18 protein-coding genes and 1 pseudogene are annotated in these 22,904 nt (G+C 35.9%); 14 read left to right on the plus strand and 5 right to left on the minus strand.

Going from position 1 to position 22,904, the window contains the following annotated elements; genetic code table 11:
* Window positions 1-393: 393 nt before the first annotated feature.
* From QNJ66_RS14050 to QNJ66_RS14060, 3 genes and pseudogenes are all read left to right on the plus strand, one after another.
* Window positions 394-1,552: pseudogene (locus QNJ66_RS14050) on the plus strand (IS4 family transposase).
* Between the two features lie 585 nt (window positions 1,553-2,137).
* Complete coding sequence (locus QNJ66_RS14055; RefSeq protein ID WP_300507956.1) at window positions 2,138-3,367, plus strand: toll/interleukin-1 receptor domain-containing protein; 1,230 nt, start codon at window positions 2,138-2,140, stop codon at window positions 3,365-3,367.
* Between the two features lie 78 nt (window positions 3,368-3,445).
* Window positions 3,446-6,970, plus strand: coding sequence for an NB-ARC domain-containing protein (locus tag QNJ66_RS14060; RefSeq protein ID WP_300507958.1), 3,525 nt, complete (start codon window positions 3,446-3,448; stop codon window positions 6,968-6,970).
* Window positions 6,971-7,151: 181 nt separating this feature from the next.
* On the opposite strand, the gene QNJ66_RS14065 is transcribed toward QNJ66_RS14060, so the two are convergent.
* Complete coding sequence (locus QNJ66_RS14065; RefSeq protein ID WP_300507960.1) at window positions 7,152-7,361, minus strand: hypothetical protein; 210 nt, start codon at window positions 7,359-7,361, stop codon at window positions 7,152-7,154.
* Window positions 7,362-7,467: 106 nt separating this feature from the next.
* Window positions 7,468-9,039, minus strand: coding sequence for a ShlB/FhaC/HecB family hemolysin secretion/activation protein (locus QNJ66_RS14070; RefSeq protein ID WP_300507962.1), 1,572 nt, complete (start codon window positions 9,037-9,039; stop codon window positions 7,468-7,470).
* Between the two features lie 305 nt (window positions 9,040-9,344).
* Between QNJ66_RS14070 and QNJ66_RS14075 the strand changes: the two genes are divergently transcribed.
* The 8 genes from QNJ66_RS14075 to QNJ66_RS14110 all read left to right on the plus strand — a co-directional run bounded on the left by QNJ66_RS14075 (window position 9,345) and on the right by QNJ66_RS14110 (window position 18,865).
* Window positions 9,345-10,082, plus strand: a complete 738-nt coding sequence (locus QNJ66_RS14075; RefSeq protein ID WP_300507964.1) for a hypothetical protein — start codon at window positions 9,345-9,347, stop codon at window positions 10,080-10,082.
* 543 nt (window positions 10,083-10,625) lie between these two features.
* Entirely contained in the window at window positions 10,626-10,850 is a 225-nt protein-coding gene (locus QNJ66_RS14080) for a hypothetical protein (RefSeq protein ID WP_300507966.1), read from the plus strand.
* A gap of 406 nt (window positions 10,851-11,256) precedes the next feature.
* A complete protein-coding gene (locus tag QNJ66_RS14085) occupies window positions 11,257-11,394 on the plus strand; it encodes a hypothetical protein (protein ID WP_300507967.1) in 138 nt (45 codons plus the stop codon).
* A 151-nt stretch (window positions 11,395-11,545) separates the two neighbouring features.
* Entirely contained in the window at window positions 11,546-12,463 is a 918-nt protein-coding gene (locus QNJ66_RS14090; RefSeq protein ID WP_300507969.1) for a hypothetical protein, read from the plus strand.
* The gene (dnaB, locus tag QNJ66_RS14095; RefSeq protein ID WP_300507971.1) at window positions 12,460-13,809 is read left to right on the plus strand and encodes a replicative DNA helicase; all 1,350 of its coding nucleotides are present in this window, start codon (window positions 12,460-12,462) and stop codon (window positions 13,807-13,809) included. Before QNJ66_RS14090 ends, dnaB begins: the two co-directional genes overlap by 4 nt.
* A 38-nt stretch (window positions 13,810-13,847) precedes the next feature.
* Complete coding sequence (locus QNJ66_RS14100; protein WP_300507972.1) at window positions 13,848-15,443, plus strand: hypothetical protein; 1,596 nt, start codon at window positions 13,848-13,850, stop codon at window positions 15,441-15,443.
* Between the two features lie 108 nt (window positions 15,444-15,551).
* Window positions 15,552-16,787: an ATP-binding protein gene (locus tag QNJ66_RS14105; protein WP_300507974.1), complete on the plus strand. Its 1,236-nt coding sequence runs from the start codon at window positions 15,552-15,554 to the stop codon at window positions 16,785-16,787.
* Entirely contained in the window at window positions 16,787-18,865 is a 2,079-nt protein-coding gene (locus QNJ66_RS14110) for an SH3 domain-containing protein (protein ID WP_300507976.1), read from the plus strand. Before QNJ66_RS14105 ends, QNJ66_RS14110 begins: the two co-directional genes overlap by 1 nt.
* A gap of 47 nt (window positions 18,866-18,912) precedes the next feature.
* On the opposite strand, the gene QNJ66_RS14115 is transcribed toward QNJ66_RS14110, so the two are convergent.
* Window positions 18,913-19,101 (minus strand): hypothetical protein, encoded by a 189-nt coding sequence (locus tag QNJ66_RS14115; RefSeq protein ID WP_300507978.1) that lies wholly within the window; start codon window positions 19,099-19,101, stop codon window positions 18,913-18,915.
* 196 nt (window positions 19,102-19,297) lie between these two features.
* Here QNJ66_RS14115 and QNJ66_RS14120 point away from each other — a divergent pair, with 196 nt between their 5' ends.
* The gene (locus tag QNJ66_RS14120; protein WP_300507980.1) at window positions 19,298-19,603 is read left to right on the plus strand and encodes an HNH endonuclease; all 306 of its coding nucleotides are present in this window, start codon (window positions 19,298-19,300) and stop codon (window positions 19,601-19,603) included.
* Between the two features lie 53 nt (window positions 19,604-19,656).
* Complete coding sequence (locus QNJ66_RS14125; RefSeq protein ID WP_300507982.1) at window positions 19,657-20,067, plus strand: hypothetical protein; 411 nt, start codon at window positions 19,657-19,659, stop codon at window positions 20,065-20,067.
* A gap of 9 nt (window positions 20,068-20,076) precedes the next feature.
* Here the strand turns inward: QNJ66_RS14125 and QNJ66_RS14130 are convergent, their stop codons facing one another.
* Window positions 20,077-20,631: a hypothetical protein gene (locus QNJ66_RS14130; protein WP_300507984.1), complete on the minus strand. Its 555-nt coding sequence runs from the start codon at window positions 20,629-20,631 to the stop codon at window positions 20,077-20,079.
* Window positions 20,632-21,378: an AAA family ATPase gene (locus QNJ66_RS14135; RefSeq protein ID WP_300507986.1), complete on the minus strand. Its 747-nt coding sequence runs from the start codon at window positions 21,376-21,378 to the stop codon at window positions 20,632-20,634.
* 315 nt (window positions 21,379-21,693) lie between these two features.
* Here QNJ66_RS14135 and QNJ66_RS14140 point away from each other — a divergent pair, with 315 nt between their 5' ends.
* The gene (locus QNJ66_RS14140) at window positions 21,694-22,212 is read left to right on the plus strand and encodes a phosphoglycerate mutase family protein (RefSeq protein ID WP_300507988.1); all 519 of its coding nucleotides are present in this window, start codon (window positions 21,694-21,696) and stop codon (window positions 22,210-22,212) included.
* Window positions 22,213-22,904: the final 692 nt, after the last annotated feature.

Here is a 22,904-nt window from a genome sequence, read left to right on the forward strand (position 1 = left end):
TGATGCCAATTTCTTATTTTTTAGGTTTTGTTTTTTCTTCATGAATAATGCAGGCTAACGAAAGAATAAGGGTTTGACCCCAATTTTTCGGAGTCTGACAGAAGAGGGATAAAAAGAGGCAAAACTCACGGGGTGACAAGTAGGTTGAAAAGTAAGTCCAGAGCGGTTTTTCCCTGTTCCCCTACCCTAAACAATTGTCGGCAACCAGAGAGCTTATTGAGAATGAACGATAATGATAATCATTTGCAAAGGGGGGGGAAAGAGGTGGCAAATGCCACCTCTTTCCCCCCAAACTGTGTTGACGCGCGAGATTCAACTCCTAAAAGAGAGAAAACAATCTGATTTTATGCTAAGAATAATCAGACTGTTCTTAATCTTTTTATAACTTAAATTATGAGCTTTTTAGCCGTTTATGAATCCCATTTTACCAAATATTTAACCCAAACACAGTTTGAAGCTTTAAGAATTTTGCTGTGGTTGCTAACAGTGCATAAACAGGTCAGAATAGAGAGACTAGCAGCTTGTTTTCCTTTACCAATCCTTTACCAAAGTCGTCGTAAACATATCCAGAGATTCCTAGTTTTGTCGGCTTTAGCCATTCCCAGATTCTGGTTTCCTGTGATTAAAGCTATTATTTGTAAAGAGTTTAAAAGTGGCTCTCGTCTCATTATAACAATTGACCGAACCCAATGGAAAGATAAAAATGTTTTCATGGTTGCTGTCCTACAGGAAGAAACGAGCATTACCCATCTATTGGACACTTTTAGATAAAAAAGGAGCTAGTAGATTGTCTGAACAACAAGCCTTAATTCAACCAGTTCTTTGTTTATTAAAACAATATGAATTAGTCATTCTTGGCGACCGAGAATTCCATAGCGTAAAATTGGCTTATTGGTTAAAACAAAAAAGTAAAAAACAAAGGTTATTTTTTGCTTTTCGTCAGAAACAAGGTACGAACCACAAAAAAGATGATGAAGATTATCAAACTTTTTTCCAGTTAGGCATGAAACCTGGAATGAGGACGTTTTTGACTGGGGTTTCAGTCACTAAAAATAAAGGATTTGGACAGTTTAATGTCGGAGCTTATTGGAAAAGAAAGTATAAGGGAAAACAAGAAAAAGAGCCTTGGTTTATTCTTACAAATTTAGACAGTTTATCAGAAGTATTAAAAGCCTATCGAGCCAGAGCAGGTATTGAAGCTATGTTCAAAGATTGTAAAACAGGTGGCTATAATTTAGAGGGTAGTAAGGCTAATAATGAACGATTAACTTCTTTGATCTTGTTAATAGCAATCGCTTACACAGCTGCCTGTTTGAGAGGTAAAACATTTCGACAAACACACTACTCCAAATATATTGCTCGTTTAACTGAAAAATCAAGACGTGACAGAAGACATAGTAATTTTTGGATAGGTCTTTATGGTAGCCTTTGGATTTATGCCTGGGAATTTTGCTCGGATTTTATCAGGATTATGATGCTCAATAATACCCAGAAATTAAGGAATTATCAAAGAGGTTTACGAGCTATGTCTATAATAGATAAGGCTTCTTAATTCCTCCTTTTTATCTTAACATAAGATAACTCTATGCCTGAGTTTTTTTAGATGTAACTATCCCCAATAAACCAATATTTATTATTTTCTAAAAACCACTACTAAAGGGTTGTCTTAAAAATCAACCCTTTGGGGGAGGAGGGTGTTACCGTCTCCACCCACAACAATAATGATTATCATTATTATCTATTCTCAATAAGCCTTCTAGTTGCTGATAATTTTTCTAGGGAACGTAACGGCTGAAACTTCGTTTAAATCAGGGTTTCAACGGGCTTGTCACCCCGTGAGGAGGCAAAAGTTGAAAAAAAGAATAGTAGAATTAAGGTTAATTTTAGAGATGAATAGCGGGTGAACTGGCTATAATGAAAGAATATAACTAATCCTTTTCAAAAAAATGCCCAGACCAGGAGGAAACCCAGTATTAAGGGAGTATCAAATAAAGTCCACGAGGGATGAACCTTTGCACTCCCATCTCTCTATGAAGATTACCAATTCAATGATGGGACAGTTAAAATCTCTTGAGGAAGATTGGCGAGAGTTTGTCAGAGTTGCCATCTCAGAAAAACTGCAACGGGAGAACAAGGGATGAACACAGAGAAAATCCCCCAGATATTCATAGCACATGCTTCACAGGATAAACGGTTAGTTAGAGAACTCTATAACAAGTTGGTTGAAGCAGGATATAAACCTTGGTTAGATGAGGAGGATCTGCTCCCAGGACAGAATTGGAAGGATGAGATCCCCAAGGCCCTGAAAAACAGTGATTTATTCATCGCTTGTCTGTCATCAACCTCAATCAGCAAACGAGGGTATATTCAGCGCGAGTTCAAGATGGCTATGGAGAGGTGGGCGGAGTTACCACCAGGGGAAATCTATATCATCCCCTTAAAATTCGATGATTGTGAGATACCAGAACTCAGACAGTCAGAGTATGGGTTGAATCTCAGGGATTTACAGTGGTTAGACTACTCGAAACCTAATGGTTTTGAGAAATTAATTAAAGCGATTAAGTCTCAAGTTGCTAATCAAGAATCTTTGTTTGAAAAATTATCTCAATTATCTCAAAAAGAGTTAGAAAAATTGATTTTTCACCTTAAAGTTCCAGCGAGTGAAATCTCGAAGACAGAGGAGAATATTACATCATTTCTAAATTGGGCTAATCTTTCGGCTAATCGTTCTGTTTTAGGCGAACTAGAGGAGAAACTAAACAATCTGTTATCAACGAACATTCGAGAAGGACGTTTCTTATATAAACATTCTGATATGTTTATATTCTGGAGTTTCGAGCCTTTGGGTTGGCATACCTTGCCATTTTATATGAATAATTTTCCTCTCAATATGACAGAAGAAACGTTTAATGATATTGAATATATGAGTGATTGGAAAGCTGTTCATGCGGAAACTGAAAAATTGTATACAAGATTTATAGAATTCTATGAATATATGGAGCGATCCAAATATAGTGAAGATTATGTAGAGAGAGCAGCCAGTTTATTTCGATTCATAGAAAGTGAATTTAATAAATCTTGTAACAATTTTAAAAAACTTGATACTTTGTCTCATATATTTGGGGAACTCCCAACTGAGGATAATATGAATTGTTTAAATGTTCTTTTATTTCTTCCTATCATTACACCTTGTGTTCAGCGTAGTTTTGGGATTCGTAATTGTGATCAACAATACTTTGACGATATAATGAGTTTAATGTATAATGTTAAGATGTGGTTAGCTCGGTCTTTGCATACAGCGGATTTAGCACTTCTTCATTATTTTGAGTATCATAAAAAAAGAAAAAAAAGAAATAATAGAAGTTAGTTTCTTTTAGTTAGTTAATATAAAGTTTTTATTAGTTATTTTCTTACCCCAAAAGTTGTTGTTTCATTTTTTAAGATTATGAATCAGGATAAATTACCCACCTTCCCAGAAATTGAATTTGATTGGAAGCAACTTCAAAATAATAAAGATTTTAGAGAAGATAATCTTGTACAAAATAATAACCTATTGTTAAAAGCTGAAGACCTCTTAAAGAAAAGCGTGGAAGCTGGGCAATATATTAAAGACCCGTCTGAAAGAAAGAGACTAGAATGGATAGCACAAGACCTAGGTGATAAAATTTTTTGGGCGACGAAGAAATATCCAAGAATTAATTTAAAATCTTTAGTTTTTAGTCCTAACATAGACAATAAACAGAAACAAAATCTCCTCAAACAAGATTGGGAGTGGGCAACAAAAGTGGTAAATTTCTACGGTCGTGTTCAAGAAAAAGACTACTTGAAAAGTAAAATTTTGACGGGACAATGTAATTTGGTCAGTATCCATGGAATGGGCGGTGTTGGTAAAACCACATTAGCAAAAAAAATAGCTGATGAAGTTACCGATAAGTTTGAGTATGTTGTTTGGAAAACAATAAGACATGTCAATTTTATTGAAATCATTAAAGAAATAATTCATTTTTTTCAAGAACATAATTTAATTTTTTTTAAAAAAAGTATTGATAAAAATAATGTTCGAGATTCAATTTGCTTAATTCTAGAGGTGCTAAAAAATCAACGCTGTTTGCTCATTTTTGATAATTTAGAATCAGCCTTGAATCAAGATGGTAATATTGGCGAATTCAGTCGGGATAATGAAGGGTATTTTGACTTATTGCAAGTTGTCGGGGCGGTTTCTCATAAAAGCTGTATGATTTTAACGAGTAGAGAAGAACCTAATGTTATAAAAAGAATAGCTCTTTCTAGTCCAAGTCAAGCTATTTCTTTTCAGTTAAATGGATTAAATGTTAATGATGCTAAAAATATTTTTAAACAACAGAAAATAATCATATCTGATGAAAATGAGAAAACTATAGAAGAGCTAATTAGTTTATACAAAGGGAATCCATTTTTTCTTTATCTATTATCTGATTATATTTCTGAATTTTATCAAAAAGATGTTAATCTTTTTTTACAGGGACGAGGGGAAGATATCTATTTAGGCAGTGAAGCTGATGGAATTCAGTCTATTTTAGATTGGCATTTTAATCGTCTAAGTGATGATGAAAAAGAAATAATTCTCTTAATAGCGATTAATATTGAGCCTATTTCCAAAAAAGAATTATGTTACTATGCTTATAAAGACAATATTTATGTGACTATAGAGTCTTTATGGAGAAGATCATATATAAAAATGACAGAAAATCAAGAGCTAAGATTGTCTAAAATTTTGGAAATTTATTTAATAAAAAAGTTCATCAATATTATATCTGATGAACTTTTATTAGAAAAGTTAAGGTTATTCAAGATTTGTCCAATAATGAAAGCAATTAGTAATGAGTCCATAAGAATTTGTCAAGTCAAACAAATAGTACAACCAATTGGGCGTAAATTAATTGAAAAAATAGGTAGTAGGGAGAAAATCGAAGAAAAATTCAAAAAAATTCTTGAGATAGTTAGAGGAAATAATGATTTGTTTACTCAATATTGTGCAGGAAATATAATTAACTTGCTATGTTTTTTTCAAGAAGATTTATCGAAATATGACTTTTCTCATATTTATTTTAGTCAAGCCTATTTACAAGGCGCAAATTTACAAAATACAAACTTTGAGTATTCTTCATTTTTTAACTGCGTATTTACACAATCGTTTGGAAGTATTTGGACTATAAAATATAGTCCTGATGGCACTTTAATTGCTACTGGTGGAGCAAATGGGGAAGTGAGTCTATGGAATTTATCTGGCAAAAATCAACGTTGGTTAAAGCAGGAACATACTGAATGGGTATCTTCTATAGCTTTTAGTCCAGATGGTAAAATAATAGCAAGTGCCAGTCATGATCAAACAATAAAGTTGTGGAATGTACAAACAGGAGAATGTTTCAACACATTAGAAGGTCATAAAGGATGGGTATCTTCTATAGCTTTTAGTCCAGATGGTAAAATAATAGCAAGTGCCAGTCATGATCAAACACTTAAAATTTGGGATATTACATCTACGAGTGAAAAAAGTCTTCTTTCCTCAGTTTCTGCGCATACAAACACAATCAACTCTGTAGCTTTTCATCCGACTGCCCCCCGAATTATTACTTGTAGTGATGATGACACTATCAAAATTTGGGATATTCAGACTAAAGAAATCCGAGAAAACTTATCTTTTGACTATAAATCCGTTACATCGGCTCTGTATAGTCCTGATGGAGAATTTCTTGTAAGTTGCAGTAATGACGGGACAATAATCATCTCTAGTGCAAAAACATTAAATATCCTAAAAGTAATAGATGCACATCAAAGTTCAGTTATATCCCTTGATATTAATCACGATAGCAAACAACTAGCTAGTTGTAGTAACGACCATAGTTTTAAAATTTGGGAATTAGCAACAGGGGAGTGTCTTTTAAATATTCAAGGAAACACACATCGCATTTTAGATATTGCTATTAGTCCTAACGGTAAAGATTTAGTGAGTGCGAGTAATGATCGCACTGCAAAAATTTGGAATCTTGAGACTCTTAAAGTTTCTACTTTAACTACTCATCAAAGTTGGATTAGCTCTGTTGCTTATAGTCCTGATGGTAAAGCTGTAGCAACAGCAAGTGCCGATCAGACTATTAAACTTTCGGATGTTAAAACCAGTCAGCTAATTAAACAATTAGACCAGCATACTGATATTGTCAGAGCAGTAGCTTTTTCTCCAGATGGAACAAAATTAGTTAGTGGAAGTGAGGATAATACAGTAGCATTGTGGGACATAACCGATATTGTCAATACTCAGCTTCTTAAAAAATTTAAAGCGCATGAAAATGGAGTTAACTCAGTAGCTTTTTCCCCCGATGGCAAAATAATAGCAACAACCAGTGGAGATTATATTGTGAAGTTATGGGATTCAGTTAATGCAGGATTGATTCAAAAGATTAAAGCTCATAACAGTTGGGTAGGTTCAGTAGCCTTTTCTCCTGATGGCAAAATAATAGCAACAGCAAGTGATGATCGAACAGCAAAAATTTGGGAAATTGAGACAGGACATTTGCTTAAAACTTTTTCTAAGCATAAACAGCCGATCCGTTCCGTAGCTTTTTCTCCTGATGGCAGAATAATAGCAACAGCAAGTGATGATCAAACAATAACAATTTGGGAAATTGATAGTGGGACTGTTTTAAAGACTTTAGAAGGGCATCAACATTGGGTTAGATCGATTGTTTTTAGTGACGATGGCACAAAATTGTTTAGTGGTAGTAAAGATGAAACTATCAAAATATGGAATGTCTCTGATGGCAAGCTATTAAATACATTAAAAATTTCTAGTCCTTATGAAAATATGTCCATTACAGGAGTGAAAGGACTAACAACTATTGAAAAAGCAACATTAAAAGCACTAGGAGCAAAAGAAAAACGCCAATACTCTGTACCTTCTCTCTTTTCAATCAGTATTGATCCAAGTACCTAGCAATTTAGTAAAACCTTGGATATCATGGGGTAAACAGCCCTAGGTAGGTGACAATGGCAAGCACACACCAAAAGTCCCGACCCTTCTCCATGAAAAGCTTAAAGAACACGCTGCTGCATTGAACGTCTCCAAGTCAGAGGTGGTGCTAAGTGCCTTGCACTAGAACGATCATAGCTTGTTTCTAATGGTTAGATATAGCCACTTTCCTAGACAAACGAAATGCCCAGAAAGTCAAAATCCCTGCGACAATAATCGCGCCTACAGACATAGTAAACGGCACTGTCCATGCTCCTACCATAGCCGGCAATTGAAACAGTATTCTCAACAAATGAAGTAATCCAATTAAGGCAAAGATTACACCGGAAATCATTAAATATAGTTTTTCTGTCATTGTTCTTTCCTCCTATTATTCTCTTCCTACGAGAAAGAACTCCTTAACTCTATAGTAGCAATTTTTATTATTAATTTTTAATTTTTAATTAAACTTATTATCTTCACTAAAATTTAAACACTCCTTCAACAGAAAAAGTGGCTTCATTTAATTGATTAGTATCTGTAGGAGCAACAGAATTAAGGGGCGCACCCACATCTAATCCCACCCGTAAAGAATGCCACTCAAATCTTAATCCAACCCCTGTACTAATCAATGTTCTTCTGGGTAATATACTTTCTAATGATCCCCAAACCTGCCCATAATCAACAAATCCTAAGACTTGGAAGGCCATAGATTCTTCTCGTAATAGAGAGTATCTCAGTTCTAAAGTTCCAGCAAAACAATTATCGTCACTGACAAAATTAGTTCCGTATCCTCGCACTGTATTGCCGAAAATAAAGACATTCCCATTTTTCCCTCCCAACGCACATCTTTCACCCCCAGGTTGCCGATGAGGAGATAAATGAATGGCTAATCGCCCATATAACTGTAAATCGTCTGTGAGAGCCTTGATTACTTGTCCTTGCGCTTTCCAACTAAAAAAAGTAGGGTCAATCTCTTCAGAGGAACCGCCAATGGAAAAAGTTGAGGAACCAAAAATAACTCTTCCTGGAATGACCTCAGAATAAGTGGCCCCTATTCGTCCTACTGTCAGTAGGGGATCTGAAAATAATCGCCTATTTAATACAGTTCCCCTACTTTCTCTCCGTTCAATTCCTAAATCAATGGTCAGTGAACGATTGGCAGTTTTTAGAAAATACTGACTGTAATTGAACGAAGCAGTAAAAGCTTCATTTCTTACATTAAAAGGTTCTAAATTTCCCTCTACAATCTCTGAATCGCTTTCCTGGTAGGCAAATTGGAAACTACTATCATTAGGAGCCAATTCATGTCGGTATACAGCTAAAAATCTTTGTAAACCTTCCGTTTCCTTATATAATAACCTTAAACTGTCCCCATACCAAATTTTCTGATTTAATAGTTGGATTTCTCCACCGACATCTCCAATTAAAGGATTTTCAAAATTGTTAATTGTTGTCCTTATCTGCCATGAATCTGCTTCTACAACGTTCACTGTAAGGATACTTTGTCCTATTTCCCCTGTTTGTGATATATTCGCTGATATTTCTTCTAATTTGGGATTTTGAGAAAGAATTTGTAATCGCTCTAAAAGAACATTTTGATTGAAAGGTGAACCAAGAAACGGCAGCAGTCTAGCTGCTAAATATTCCTTGAGGTTTTCCGTACCCTTGATTTCTAATTGGACTGAACCTTCGATCGCCTTATAATAAATAACCCCTTCAGTAATCTTTTGAGATTGTAGCACCACTATGGAGTTAATATATCCAGCATCAACATAGGCAGAAGTTAACAGTTCTTGGATAGCCCTTAAATCGAATAAACTAATTTCTTTGTCAAGGTATTCCTCTACTATTTGGCTCACTTCCTCTTCACTAAAAACTGTTGTATTTAAGAGTATTACTTGATTTAATTGTAATTGATTGCTAAATTGGGCTTCATTTTCTTTTAATCTCCGATTATTACTAATATCACTGTTATTACCTTGAGCTAAGACCTTTACTAAGCTAGTAGTAAATATTAAAATGATTACAAAAAATAGTTGACCTAGTTTCATTCTTTTTTCTTTTTTTATCTTGAAATATATTTCATTTTTACGAAAGCCAGTGCCTTGACAAATTATACATCTCAAGTCTTCTCCAAGCCAGGTCACGGAAAGATAAGAGAAGATAAGAGCATATCATCAGGAATAGTCTTGGGTAAGTGCAACCAAGTTTTATGTAGGAAAAAAATTCAAATTATAATCAATCATATTTCGTAAATAATTTAAGTTGCCTTAAAGCCTGAAAAGCAAGGAATTAGTTAACCGCTTTATAATAATTGAGTACTTATTTAACAAAAGAACCAGATTCAGCAATATTAATGACCAAAGCCAAAACGATTTATATTTTATATATTGTTAATAGTAAAAAAAGTTTAGCCACCGCACAGAGCTTTGCACGCTATTTTAATCCCCCGGCAGGAATCTCTGAGGCATTGCTAGAGCAGATTAACGAAAACGATAAAGAACAGTCTTCTAATTATTTTTTAGATATTTGTCTCGGTTGGAAAGAAGGAATTCAAAAACTAATTGCTAATAATTTTGATTGTTTACAATCCCCTAAATATCATACCTTTTTTTTTGAAATCGACTCCGGGGTCAATGGCGACCGTAAACCTGAGTATCTCAAATATTTAGAGAGACTTCAAGCAATAGGAGCTTATCATCGTCTGGCTCTCTCACAAGGTTATCTAGCTTGTACCTCTCTCAATTTATCTGAAGCTGACAAAGAGATTCTTTATGCTTATGACGTTAGACCCCCTATACTTCGCAAACCATTCACCATTGAACAACTGGAAAATCTCTTTTCTAACTTTCGCGCTTCTTTAGGTTCTGACTACTTTCTCCTCGAAACCAATGATGTCAAAAATGAACAAGGAGAATTAACTCAAATTCGTCGCTCCCTGCGATACCATGACCCCAATGGAAAACTTAGAGGATGGTCAATTCCTGGTTTATACAAAGTCCCAAAAACACAATTAGTTCTCCCTAAATACTTGATCAATGACCCCCACTTAAATAACCCTCAAAGTCAGTCCGAGGCTGATGATGAAGATTAACAAGAGTCTTATCTCTGAATTTTCTTCGTAGGAAATGTGATTTTTTTTCGTAAAAATCTTTTTCTGTTTTCTAATCTGTTATGATATTCCCTAAATAGAAAGGGAGTTAATAATGCCAATTCCATACCCAAGCGTGCGATTGTTCTACTTGTCGATCTTTAATCAGCCTCACAGAGCGCACCGCTTCGCTGCTCCCTTCGGGATCGCCCTTTTCCGTCGGAAAGTAGTTAACCCAACTTGTCTGCACACTTAAAGCCAGAAGTCGTAGCCGAGACGTTGCCAACTGGAGATAGTTGTGTTGTTATCTTGAGACTTTTTCGTAATGTAAGCCTCAAAATAGGGGAGAACCTTCAAACCGGATAGGATATTTGAACTGAAAATAACCCAAAAATGCTTTTGCAACCCCCTCTATTCACCTTGAGGGGCAACAGGTCTTTGAAATTTGTTCCTCTCTAAGATGATTTAGGAGTAGAATAAGAGAAGTCCTGTGTATCCAGGTTTTATACAGTGAACCAGATCCAAAGATTCACAAAGTTCCCCCCAATGCAACAACGCCGTCCGACAATAAGTTTGGCAACTAAAAAAGGACGACGCTCTGCTGTGCGAACCGAGTTTTTCTTTTGTGTAGGTTCTTCAACCAACCAACCCCAGAAATGTCCCGAAGAAAATATATCTCAGAGAGAATCTGGTTATCTCAGAACTAATCTGGTTATCTCAGAAATAATAAAGTTATCTCAGAGAGAATCTGAAGGAGGTGAAGAAATGTAGAGATTATAAGTTTCTCTAACTAGGCTAAATTCTTAACCCACCAGCTAGATCAATTCTAGCACTACTTTTGTGGGATAGGGAGTGTTTTTTGCTCAAAATTTCGGCAAGAATTTTTGAGGACAGGATAACTATGTTTAGGTTAAAGATTATAAACTCGCAAATCAAGCCTAATTTAAGTTAAAAAGCCACTCAAATTAGGGTTAGAACCAGAAAAAAATCGACAAACATTAAATTGACTCTAGCTATCGCTGTATAGCTATGTAAGTTAACCGTTAGGACTTGGGTAATCAAGTTCTGAAAATTTTACATAAGCAACATCATAATATTACAAAGGGTGTTCGCTTATCGAACTGCTTGCTTGGTGGTTCTAGTTTCTGCTGTCAAAAATAACTGAAGGATAATAATCATGAAATTTCCAGAGATCGATCGCAATTTAGCTCAGGGTCAACTGGCACTACAAAATTGGGAAAAGTTACCTGATATTGAATCAGCTTGCTTAGCTTTCAATGTAATGGTGACAGGGGAGGAAGTCGAAAATGTCTAATCAGAAAATAACAGGTAAATTCTATCCCCTAACCTCAGAAGAATTGATTTATCTTTGTCAGGTATTAACTGACGCTGAACTCAAAACTCTGCTTTACTTGAAAGCTCTTCACCCTTTCACCGATAGCTACAAGGAATTGGATACGTCGCAGATGGCCGAACATCTGAACATTAGCCGCCGATCCGTTCAACGGTTCCTTAAAAAATTCACAGAATTAAACCTCATCGAATACGAAATAAAAATCTTTAAATATAAGACGACACCAGGATCACCTGATCAAGAACAAATGATCTTAGAATCGCCACAAAAGCAGGATTTCGAGGGCGATCCTAGGATCGCCAAAGCGACACCAGGATCGCCAAAGCGACACCAGGATCGCCAAAGCGACACCAGGATCGCCGAAACGACACCAGGATCGCCGAAACGACACCAGGATCGTTTTGAATCGTCAAAACAGGCATCAGACAAGGGTTCTGAATGCTCTCAGACTATTCAGACTTATACAGACTTTATAAAGACTCTCTCAGATAGCGAGCGAGAGAGGTTTTTTGAATTTGTTGAAGAGAAGACTAAGAATTTTCCCCATCCAATTATGGACTTAGAAGCTTGGTTAGCTAAATCTAACAGTGCTGGTCGAAATCGATGGGACATCTATTATCAACGTTTTGTTAAAGCCACCACTCCCAAATCACCACCCAAACAAAATCGACCGTTAAGAGATGAAATTGAGAGACAGAGACTTGAAACAATAGAACATTACAGAAAAGAAGCTGAACTCAAAGCAGCACAAGGTATTGAAGAAAGTCCAGATCCAGAAGACAACAGGAGCATTTGGAAAATTGAATTAGAAAAGGTACAAAAGAGGATGAAATCAAAAATTAACGTCGAGTGTAGTCGAGACGTTAAAACAGAAGATAGCCGAAATTTTGTGGAGCGAACGGTTCCGAGAAAACCTCAGAACAAGCACGGGCACCAAGCAAAGGATTTTCCTCAAATCCATCATCAGGTTGATGACCCTATTAGAGAGAAACCAGTTACAGAAAGGAATGATTGGGGGGAAGGGATATGAGCCATCGTTTACCTCCCCAAAATATTGAAGCTGAGGAGTCTATTCTTGGTGGTATTTTACTTGATCCTGAAGCCATAGGACGAGTGGTGGATATAATCACCCCATCTGCTTTTTATGTTCAGTCTCATCAGACTATTTATGAAGCTGCTTTAAAATTACATCGACAAGGGCAACCAACGGATTTCTTGACGGTTAAAAGCGTCTTAGAAGACCATCATTTACTAGAACAAGTTGGTGGACTGGGTAAGTTAACTCAGTTGTTAGACCGAACCGTTTCTGCGGTTAATATTGACCGTTACGCAGTTTTAGTGATGGATAAATATTTACGTCGTCAATTAATTGTTGCGGGTCATTCCATTGTGGAAAATGGTTTTGACACCACTCTTGAACTAGATCCTCTTTTTTACCAATCAGAGAAACGCTTATTTCAAGTATCTCAACAACGCCTGGGCAGCTTAACACAGTCTAATGACGAAGTGGCCATCTCGGCTTATGAAGACCTTGACATTGATAATCCTATTTATCCTACCGGATTATATGACTTAGATGAGCTTATTGTAGGGTTTGAAGCAGGAACTCTTACTTTGTTGGCAGGTCGCCCTTCTATGGGTAAGTCCTTCTGTGCCATGTATTTAGCGGTGATGATGATGGTGCAATACCATCGTTCAGTTGTCTTTTTCTCCTTGGAAATGACTAAAAAGCAGTTGGAATATCGGCTTTGGAGTTTATTAAGTGTTCTACCAGAATATCGTCCCTTAACATTCATGCCCATAGAAAGCGATCGCTTTCGTCGTCATCGCGCTGGGTTACAAAAACTTTCTCCTGAAGAAATAATGGCTATTTCTTCAATTATGGCCATAGCTGCTGATTTTCCCCTTTATCTTAACGATGACCGCAGTATGACTGTTTCCTCCATGGCCTCAGAATGTCGTCGTCTCATCAGTGAAAAAAAGCCCATTGGCTTAGTGGTTGTTGATTATTTACAAATGATGGCCTCTGATAGCGAATTTGGCAACCGCAGTTATGAATTGGGGGATGTGGCCAGGGAATTATACAAATTAGCTGGAGATTTACAAGTTCCGGTATTAGCCCTATCGCAAATTTCGAGGGCAGTGGAAAATCGTCAGGATAAACGCCCTATGATGTCTGATCTATCCCAGTCAGGAATTTTAGAAATGGTGGCCGATAACATCATCTTGGCTTATCGAGATGACTACTATCACCCTAATACCCCAGACCCTGAAATCTTAGAGTTAATCGTTGCCAAAGCTAGACATGGTAACACGGGAACCGGCAAGTTTCTTTTTGACCGATCTTATGGACTAATCAAAAACATCTCTAGGTAATCAACCATCATTAATTAATAGCAGCAGGAGATGAAATCATGACAAACGCTGCCAAAATAACTGACCCTTGGCACCATTCTCAATCTTGGTCTGCTCATGGCCATCAATGGCAGTTTACTTACAATTCTTTCAATGCTACTTACACCATTGAAAATAGCGATCGCTCCATCATTTTATCAGTTCCTATCAGAGAAACAGATCATTATCCTAGTCCCCAAGCTTGGCTTGACCATTGGGCAAAAACCAAGGGTAAACATCAGTTAAAGCAGGGGACAAAGCAATCAAAACAACCGAGTTTATTAGATTTTAACCCTCAAAGCTCAAACTCTATTCCCCCAAAAAATCCTAAAGGGATTAGTTTTGGTCAAACGTTGGAGCAACTTTATCAAGGTAAAACTTGTACAAGAAGAGTGTGGAGCGATCGCACGGCTAAAACTTTTATTAGGTATTACGAACAAGGGATAAAAGTACCGGCCTATAACAAAGGACTTCAATATGGTGGAGAAATTATCGGTTGGTTAACCTTAACGGAAAAACCAGTACAGCAACCATTGGTGGAAATGACCCAAGCTGACTTAAAAGCCGAAGGTTTCCCTAACTATACCTTTGAGCAATTCATTAATGAGTTCTTTGAGGGGAAAAATCAACCAGTTTGGGTAATATGCTTTCAATTTACTCCTAATCAACCTCAAGAAAGTTCTGTCACCGTTGAAGTGGTGGAAAGCAATGACAACCAAGCACTGACTGAAACTGATGAATTAACAGATGAGGAAGAACGCGATCTTTTACATCTTGAGCGTAAGGTTGAACGAGCGTTCTATGAGGCTGGTAAAGCATTATGTGAAATCCGCGATCGCCAACTGTACCGTACCCGGCATCAAACCTTTGAAACCTATGTAAAAGAACGCTTTAGCATGAAACAATCTCGTTCCTATCAACTGATGGATGCTGCTATTGTGGTTGACAATCTTCTTCCAAAAGTTCCACCAATGGTGGAAGTCTCTGCTAACGACTCTCAAAAAGTTCCACCAATGGTGGAAGCCAACGACAACTTGAACAAAGTTCCACAATCTGTGGAAGTTTCTGATGACTCCAATAAAGTTCCACCAATGGTGGAAGTTCTACCAACCAGTGAAAGGCAAGTCAGACCTTTAACCAAACTTGAACCTGACCAACAACGTGAAGCTTGGGCTAAGGCCGTAGAACAAGCTGGCGGTAAAGTCCCTAGTGGTCGCATCGTCAAAAGTATTGTAGACAAAATCCGTGAACGGAAACCAGTTCCTAATCCTTGGCATAAAGGTGACGTGGCTATGATTATGGTTAAAGATAATCCTGATTTACGGGGTAAAGGGGGTTGTTGGTGCGTTATCACCGAAGTTCATGACTTTAGTTGTACGGTACGGTTATGGGATGGCAACTATCAAGTAAAACCAGAAAATCTCAAGGAGTTACCCTATTCCAATGAGCAGCAGGAGGAAGTGCGGAAATTGTGCGATCGCTTATCAAAGATCACCCTTGATGAAGTGGAGAAACCCATGAAGGACTTTCTTCGGGGACTAGGGAAAATTGATAGACCTTGGTTAACAGACTTTGAGGAGAAGGTGTTAAGAATGCTTGAAGAAAGCAATATTTAGGGTAAATTGTTAAAAACTGTCATACAATGATCAGCAGAAGTTGAGGCTTAGTCATGAGTAAAATTCAGCTTGCTGTGAGGATACATAAAAAATTACAGAAAAAACTCGATGAATCCCTTTATTGTTGATCAACACATTTATCCTGAATGTTTTATCGGCAGAAAAGCCTTAATAAAAACGGCATTTAATCAAATTAGAAATCGCAGTTCATTAGCGATATGGGGTGGCACAGGAATGGGGAAATCATCCTTTTTAGAGTTACTAAGATTTCCTCCTATCTGGGAAGAAAATGGATTAGATGCTGCACAAGCACTCATTATACTGTTTGATTGTCAAAGTATAGAACCTTTTCAACCTAATATTTTCTGGCGTAATCTTTTAGAAAAAATTAAAAAGAGTTTTCCTGCTTTAACTCAAGAACTTCAATTGGCTTTATCAAAAGAACACAACAAAAATGATGATCTAGAAAATCTTTTATCTAAATTGGGAAAATACAACAAACATTTAGTCTTACTGATCGATAATTATGATGTAGTTTTGCGTTCAAATTCTAACTATACTGATTCTGATATTAAAGATTTTGTTAGGACATTTCGTAGCATTACTCATTCTGAAAAAACTAGAGAATACATATCAATTATTGTCACTTCATCTCGCCGATTAAGTGACATTGCACCTCAACTTACCTACGATAGCTCACCTTGGTTTAATCAGTATCTCTTTCGACACCTTAAACCGTTTTCTGAGAAAGAAGTCAATAGTTTACTAGATCAAAGTGAAAACCTTTTACCGTGGGAAAAAACTATTCGTAAAATTGCTGATGGACATCCAGCATTACTTCAAAATGCTTGTTATTTACTATACGAAGAATTACAAGCTGAAAATAGTCTCAATATAAGCACTTTTATCAGAGAGTTTCAATCAGCCACTTTGCATATCTTTCAAACAATTTGGCAACTTTCTACCGAAGATGAACAGTCATTGCTAATGTTATTAGCTTTGGTTAAATTAAAGGGTAAATTAGGCAAAAATGGTTATAATATACGAGGAATTGAGATAGTTCTCAGTCAAAAAGAGGTGATTCTCAATGGTTTAGTTGAACGGGGAATCTTAAAAGCAGTAGAAGAGGAAGAAAAGACAACTTATCTCTTTTGTTCCTCTATAATGGAATGGTGGGTAATTAAGAAAATTGAAAACAGTCAGAAAGAAGAGTTAACGCAGCGAAAAAAGGGATGGGGGAACTTGATGAGTCGTCAACAAAAGCAAAGAGTTAATCAAGCAATTAGTTGGATATGGAAAAATCAAGAGAAAATAGCATCTATTGTTGAGCAATTAGGAGATTGATGAGAATGTTATCAACGGACATAGAAAGAAAAAATCCCTATATTGTGGGTCGTCCAATTTATGAAGTAGAATTATTTTTTGGACGACGCAAAGTGTTTAAATTTATTGAAGATAATTTACAGCAAAATGTTCAAGTTATTTTATTACATGGACAAAGACGTATTGGTAAGTCTTCTATTCTAATGCAAATTCCTAATTTTGTAAGATTAGATGAGTTTGTTTTTATCTATTTCGATTTACATGATAAAACAAGATTGCCACTAGATAAACTTTTACAAAAACTTGCTTCTACTATTGTCAATAAAGTCAATTATACGCCAAAAGAACAATTGCCTTCTTCCAATTATACCACAATTTTTTCAACAATTTTTTTACCTCAAGTCATTGATTATTTAGAGAAAAAAAATATAAAAATGGTTTGGTTATTGGATGAATTTGATGTTTTAAATGAGCAACCGATTGATTCTTCTGTAGATTCTTTTTTCCCTTATCTACGAGAGTTGATTACTCAACATAAAAATAATTTATTTATCATTCCAGTAGTGGGCAGAAGAATCGACGATTTAACTAACTTTAAAAGCTTATTTAAGCAAGCTCCAAATCAAGAAATTGGGTTATTAGAAAAGTTTGCTGCAAAAGATTTAATTCAAAAACCTGCTGAGAAGTATTTTACCTATAATTCTGGAGTAATTGATGCAATTTTGGAATTAAGTGGAGGACATCCCTATTTTATCCAAGTTATCTGTTATGTGCTTTTTTTAGAACTAGAAGCAGAAAATAAATCAGAAATTACGAGAGATGATGTTAGGAAAATTATTGACGATGCAATTGAAATTTCTGAGGGAGGTTTAACTTGGTTCCGCGATGGACTACCAGTTTCTGAAAGAGTTGTATTTTCAGCTTGTGCAACTGCTGAAAAATTGGCTAATCAAATGAGTAAATCAGCCCCAATAGAGCCTTTAAGATTACTTGAAGATTATGGTGTTAGCACAACAGAGTCTTTAACAAAAGCCCCAGAAAATTTAGTAAAATGGGGTTTTTTAGAGCGAGTAGAAAATCATGAATTTTCCTACAAAATTAAGATTAAATTAGTTAGTTATTGGTTGGTTAAACGCTATCCTCTAAGACAAGCGATTTGGGAACTAGAAAAGGTTGATTTATCTGCTTGTAAATTGTTTGAATTAGCTGAGTCAATCTCCGAGAATCGTAAGTCATCTATTGTTGATTTATACGAATCTATTTTAAAAATTAATCCCAATTATTTTACAGCTTTATTTAAATTAGCTGAAAATTATTTGGATAATAAACATTTTAGAAAAGCTCTGAAAAAATCCAAACGTGCTTATAAAGTTGATCCCACACGCGCTTATGAAGAATATACAATCGTTAAAAGGAAAACTATAATTAAAGACTCAAAAAAAATAGCTTTATATTTAGGATTTATTCTTGCTTTAATCGGATTCGCAGTTTATCAGGGATCTAAAATCCAAAAACAATTTGCAAAAAATACGCAAATCCAAATAAAGTTAAAGGAAGAAATTGCTACACTCAAGGAAGAAAATGCTATCCTCGAAGAGGAATTTAGAATATTCTCCTCTTTTGAAGTCAAGAATGCTACTATTCGTGGACAACCTGGAGAAAAAAATATTCGTTCAGGACCTGGATTGGAGTATAGAGTGTCAGCAACTGCTCATACAGGAACTCCTGTTCGAGTCATTGATTCTGCTAGAAATAGTGATCATTTTCTTTGGTATAAAATTGAGGTTCCCGAATTAGGAATACAGGGATGGATTGCTAGTCATTTACTTACTATTGATGGTCAATATCAATCCCAAACAGGATCGTCATCTGTATCGAATGGAACTAATGGTACAGTAACCGGAAATCCTCCAAGAACCAAAAATATGCGTTCTGGTGCTGGAACTGTCTATCGAATAGTGGGAACTGTTCAGATAGGCGATCGCGTGCGAATTGCAAGCAGTAGTTATGACAGAGGAGGTTATCTATGGTATCAAGTCTATCATCCAAAGTCTGGCAAAAGAGGCTGGATTTCCGGACAGTTAGTTAATCGGGATTAGAAATTGTATCCACTGAATCTTGACTTGAGACTCATTAGATTAAGCAGTTAATGGAACACTAAAAAACGGTCAGTTAAGCGAGAACGGTTAGCGGATGTTAAAAAGGCGATCGCTAATAATCTACCTGTTGAGGAAATTCTGAAATTAATTTGATGATAAAGGCCAATTTTAGCCCCTGATCTTTTTGTTTTAAAGGTGAGATTATGGAAGAGTAAAAAAATTAAAATAAACATCATGAATACAACAATTATAATTACACGTATGATTTTATTAACGGTTATTATCATAAGTAACAATTTGAATATTAAAGGCGTTACTGATAATTCTAGTCATAAGATTGGGCTAGAATATAGACAATTAAAAATTTACTCCGACGTTAAAAAAAATCAGCAAAATTAGCTATAATATTAATAACTAATTGTTACTGCACAAATGAGAAACCGAGATAGATATCCTGATAATTGGGAGGAAATAGCCTTACAGGTTAAAGAAAAAGCTGAATGGACTTGTCAACGGTGTGGGTTGGAATGTTTCCCTCCCAACTATCTTAAACACACCATAAAAGACAAATCTCTAAAAGCTAAATTAACCTTGACTGTACACCATTCTGATTACGATCCTTCCAATAACGATCCATCTAACCTCATAGCTTTGTGCAGTGCTTGTCATCTTCATAAGCACAGAGGAAAACGAGGAAATATCAGCCCAGGTCAATTAAAATTAGATTTAGGAGTTTAACCCATCATCAATTTTCTTATCTATCTATGAATTTAATTCTCAGTATTTCGTGTTTGAGTTTTCTAATTGCAACTCTTTGGTTTAGTGTTGATAACTATCTCTTCTTGAAAGATGCTGTAGCCATTGAAGGAAAAGTTGTTGATGTGGATAGAAGTATTACAAGAACATCCGCTAGTCGTTCCAGTAAAAATAGTTATCCCATAATAGAATATATAAATCCTTTGACACAAGAAAAAAAGAAATTTAAAGCATCAGTAACCGCTTTAAATGTCAAAAGAGGAACCCCAGTCTGGGTTGCCTATCGTCAAAAAACGCAAACTGAAAAACTCATTTCTTTTGGAGAGATCCTTATCCCTTCTATCATGTTTGGTTTATTTGGACTAACTCTTTTGGTCATTCTTTTTCCTCTATCAGAAAGTAGCCAAATACTTTACTGGTTTTTAAGACTGCTTCATCTTTTTTAGACATTCTTTTTACTTCCTTTTACCTTGTCTTTCCTGTAAAATTTCTATCCACTTATCTCTGTTAATTTCCATGTCTTCTAACAGTTGGGAAATTGCCTCTTCAACAATCACCTCTTTATAAGGTGCATTTGTTTTCCCTAAATCTAATTGAAGCTGTAAGTGCAGTCTATCTAAACGATTCACCACCGACTGTTGTATCTGAAAAGTGACTTTTCGTAGTTCTAACTTGTCAACTTGTTTACTGGTTGACTTTTCATCTTTTTGACTGGTCAGTTCGTCTCCTGATGTGTCAGACTTAACAAGTTGACTGGTTGACTTTTTAACTTTCTGTCTAGCTGACTGGTTATTCCCCTGTTTCTCGTCTTCTTGTTTTGAACTTGATTCAACTTCGGTATTGTTTGACAAGTCAGCTTGATTGGTATTTGACTGATTAACTGGTTGACTTTCTGACTTTTCTACTGGTTGACTTGTTGACTGGCTAAGTTGTTCAAACCCTGCCAGAACTTGATCAGTAGAGGAAAGAGGGTCATTATCATCTGTGAGTCGGGCGCGTTTTTTAGCCATTTATTGATCTCCGATTATTAGTTGAGCGATCGCTTGATAAGGAGCAATCAATTTAGAATCATTAGCATAGAGATGGATGGGTTCACCAGCGAGATTAGATTCAGCAAATTTAACGGATTTGGGAACAGGATCAAAAATAGTAATTCCTGTCAGTCGTTTATTCAGGGACGCTATGACATCTCGACTCATCACCGTTTTCTCCGCCATTGTGGGTAACACTCCCAAGATGGTGAGGTTAGGATTGAGCCGTTTTTGAATACTTTGGATGGTTTCGAGTAAGGCAGCTAATCCCTTGAGAGCAAAAAACTGACATTGAACGGGAATCAAAACAGCATCGGCAGCACATAAAGCATTGACAGTCAGCAATCCCAAACTAGGGGGACAATCAATGAGAATATGGTCATATTCATGACTCACAGCTTCCAGGCGTTCTTTAAGAATCAGAAAATTTCCTACTTTGGTGAGTATTTCCGTTTCTCCTTTAGCTAAAGAGATATCAGAAGGCAGCATATCTAAACCAGACTTGGTTTTCACCACCACTTCTTTGACTTCTGCTTGTTCTGTGATTACCTCATAAACATTTAACTGTTCATCAGCAATGTTTACCCCATTACCCACAGTTAAGTTTCCTTGGGGGTCTAAATCCACTACGAGACATGACTTCGTTTCTGCCAACAATCCCCCCAAACATATAGTTGAGGTGGTTTTGGCTACTCCACCTTTTTGATTAGCGATCGCAATAATCATAATGAACAAGTTAACTTGCTGACTTGTTTACTGTATAACTTGTTAACCATTCAAACAGTCAACAAGTTATCGCTTCCCATCATACTCTATTAGTGACCCATCAAACTTAATCCCCCTGTGTAGTGGTTGTCATCTCAGTTATCATCAGGGACAATAGGGTAATGTTACTCCAGGTCAATTATCGTTGTTTTCTATTGGTTCAAAATAGTTAATTATTTTTAATTATTGATGAATTTCAACCTTGTTTTTATACAATTAAATTATGCGCTTAAAAAGCGTGGATAATTGTCTATAACTAGCTCAGGAGATAAAGATATGAAAAAAATTATTATTTGTCTGTTTTTGATAGTCAGTCTAGTTATTTTTCCAGTTCAAATAGCGATAGCTCAGGGAGTTCAAGCAAATACCACAGTGTTCGTGGTTCGTCATGCTGAAAAAGCTTCAAATATAGGAGATCCTCCCCTAAGTGATTTTGGAAAAAAAAGAGCCGAAACTTTAGCTCGTATTCTTAGTCAATCAGGAGCATCTGCTGTCTTCTCAACTGATACCCTTAGAACTAGACAAACTGCTAAGAATTATGCCGATGCTAAGGGAATTAATATAGAAAAGTATGATTCAGAAACAGAAGTTTGCAATAAGATAAAATCTGAACACACGGGGGAAAAAGTCCTTGTAGTTGGCCATTCCAACATGGTTCCTAGAATCTTAGAAGCTTGTGGGGTTAAATCAGCACCCTCAATTAATAATGAATATAACAATCTCTTTGTCATGACCATTCCTGTCACTGGTTCTTCATCGTTAATCCATTTAAAATATGAAATTCAGCAGGATTAAACGATAGATATTATATCTACTGAAGGACAAGTAAATACAAGATGTCCGAGCCGAGGTTACTCACCTCGGTTTTATTGTGTCTCATTCCTTGGCAAAAATCAACAAATCAACGGGGCGAATATTAGCCCCATGTTATCAAAGTGCATTTCTTCAATAAAAACCTCCTCGTTAACCATTAGGTTTTATTAAGTTTTGTTGCTATTTTAACTGGTATTATATAACACATACCGTAAAAATACTGAGCTAAAAAGTACCCTAATTAACTCTAAAACAGTTAATTATTCTATTAATTTATTCGTGATATTTCTGAATTAAACAATCACTAAATATCAAATTATATGACTTAAATTTTATTTTACTTATGCCCCCTAACCGAGAGTAAGTCTATTATCTTTAAGTATATTCTAGTTATTAATTCTCAGTATATCCCAGTAATTTACAACCCGACAATCCCTAAACTTAGTTATCATCTTGGTTTCGGGAAGTAGCAGACTAAAAACGTAAAAGCTGTTTCTGGGGATGTTGTAGATTCTGGTAGAATCTAGGGATGAATATTTTTTCTAGCTTTCCCATTATATATAATAGCGTTAAAAATTTTTATAACCATGACTAACCTAGATTCTGCCCGAAACAACGAGACTAGACCACAATCGTTAATGGACAAATATAGTATTAAAAAGGATACTTATTAT

Origin of the sequence: Crocosphaera sp. (genome assembly GCF_030064895.1) — a bacterium.
GTDB lineage: Bacteria > Cyanobacteriota > Cyanobacteriia > Cyanobacteriales > Microcystaceae > Crocosphaera.

Bases quoted from the DNA above. Each gene is read 5' to 3' on its own strand.
- QNJ66_RS14055 (WP_300507956.1), top strand. From the start codon at position 2,138: ATGAACACAGAGAAAATCCCCCAGATATTCATAGCACATGCTTCACAG.
- QNJ66_RS14060 (WP_300507958.1), top strand. From the start codon at position 3,446: ATGAATCAGGATAAATTACCCACCTTCCCAGAAATTGAATTTGATTGG.
- QNJ66_RS14065 (WP_300507960.1), bottom strand. From the start codon at position 7,361: ATGACAGAAAAACTATATTTAATGATTTCCGGTGTAATCTTTGCCTTA.
- QNJ66_RS14070 (WP_300507962.1), bottom strand. From the start codon at position 9,039: ATGAAACTAGGTCAACTATTTTTTGTAATCATTTTAATATTTACTACT.
- QNJ66_RS14075 (WP_300507964.1), top strand. From the start codon at position 9,345: ATGACCAAAGCCAAAACGATTTATATTTTATATATTGTTAATAGTAAA.
- QNJ66_RS14080 (WP_300507966.1), top strand. From the start codon at position 10,626: ATGCAACAACGCCGTCCGACAATAAGTTTGGCAACTAAAAAAGGACGA.
- QNJ66_RS14085 (WP_300507967.1), top strand. From the start codon at position 11,257: ATGAAATTTCCAGAGATCGATCGCAATTTAGCTCAGGGTCAACTGGCA.
- QNJ66_RS14090 (WP_300507969.1), top strand. From the start codon at position 11,546: ATGGCCGAACATCTGAACATTAGCCGCCGATCCGTTCAACGGTTCCTT.
- dnaB (WP_300507971.1), top strand. From the start codon at position 12,460: ATGAGCCATCGTTTACCTCCCCAAAATATTGAAGCTGAGGAGTCTATT.
- QNJ66_RS14100 (WP_300507972.1), top strand. From the start codon at position 13,848: ATGACAAACGCTGCCAAAATAACTGACCCTTGGCACCATTCTCAATCT.
- QNJ66_RS14105 (WP_300507974.1), top strand. From the start codon at position 15,552: ATGAATCCCTTTATTGTTGATCAACACATTTATCCTGAATGTTTTATC.
- QNJ66_RS14110 (WP_300507976.1), top strand. From the start codon at position 16,787: ATGAGAATGTTATCAACGGACATAGAAAGAAAAAATCCCTATATTGTG.
- QNJ66_RS14115 (WP_300507978.1), bottom strand. From the start codon at position 19,101: ATGATGTTTATTTTAATTTTTTTACTCTTCCATAATCTCACCTTTAAA.
- QNJ66_RS14120 (WP_300507980.1), top strand. From the start codon at position 19,298: ATGAGAAACCGAGATAGATATCCTGATAATTGGGAGGAAATAGCCTTA.
- QNJ66_RS14130 (WP_300507984.1), bottom strand. From the start codon at position 20,631: ATGGCTAAAAAACGCGCCCGACTCACAGATGATAATGACCCTCTTTCC.
- QNJ66_RS14135 (WP_300507986.1), bottom strand. From the start codon at position 21,378: ATGATTATTGCGATCGCTAATCAAAAAGGTGGAGTAGCCAAAACCACC.
- QNJ66_RS14140 (WP_300507988.1), top strand. From the start codon at position 21,694: ATGAAAAAAATTATTATTTGTCTGTTTTTGATAGTCAGTCTAGTTATT.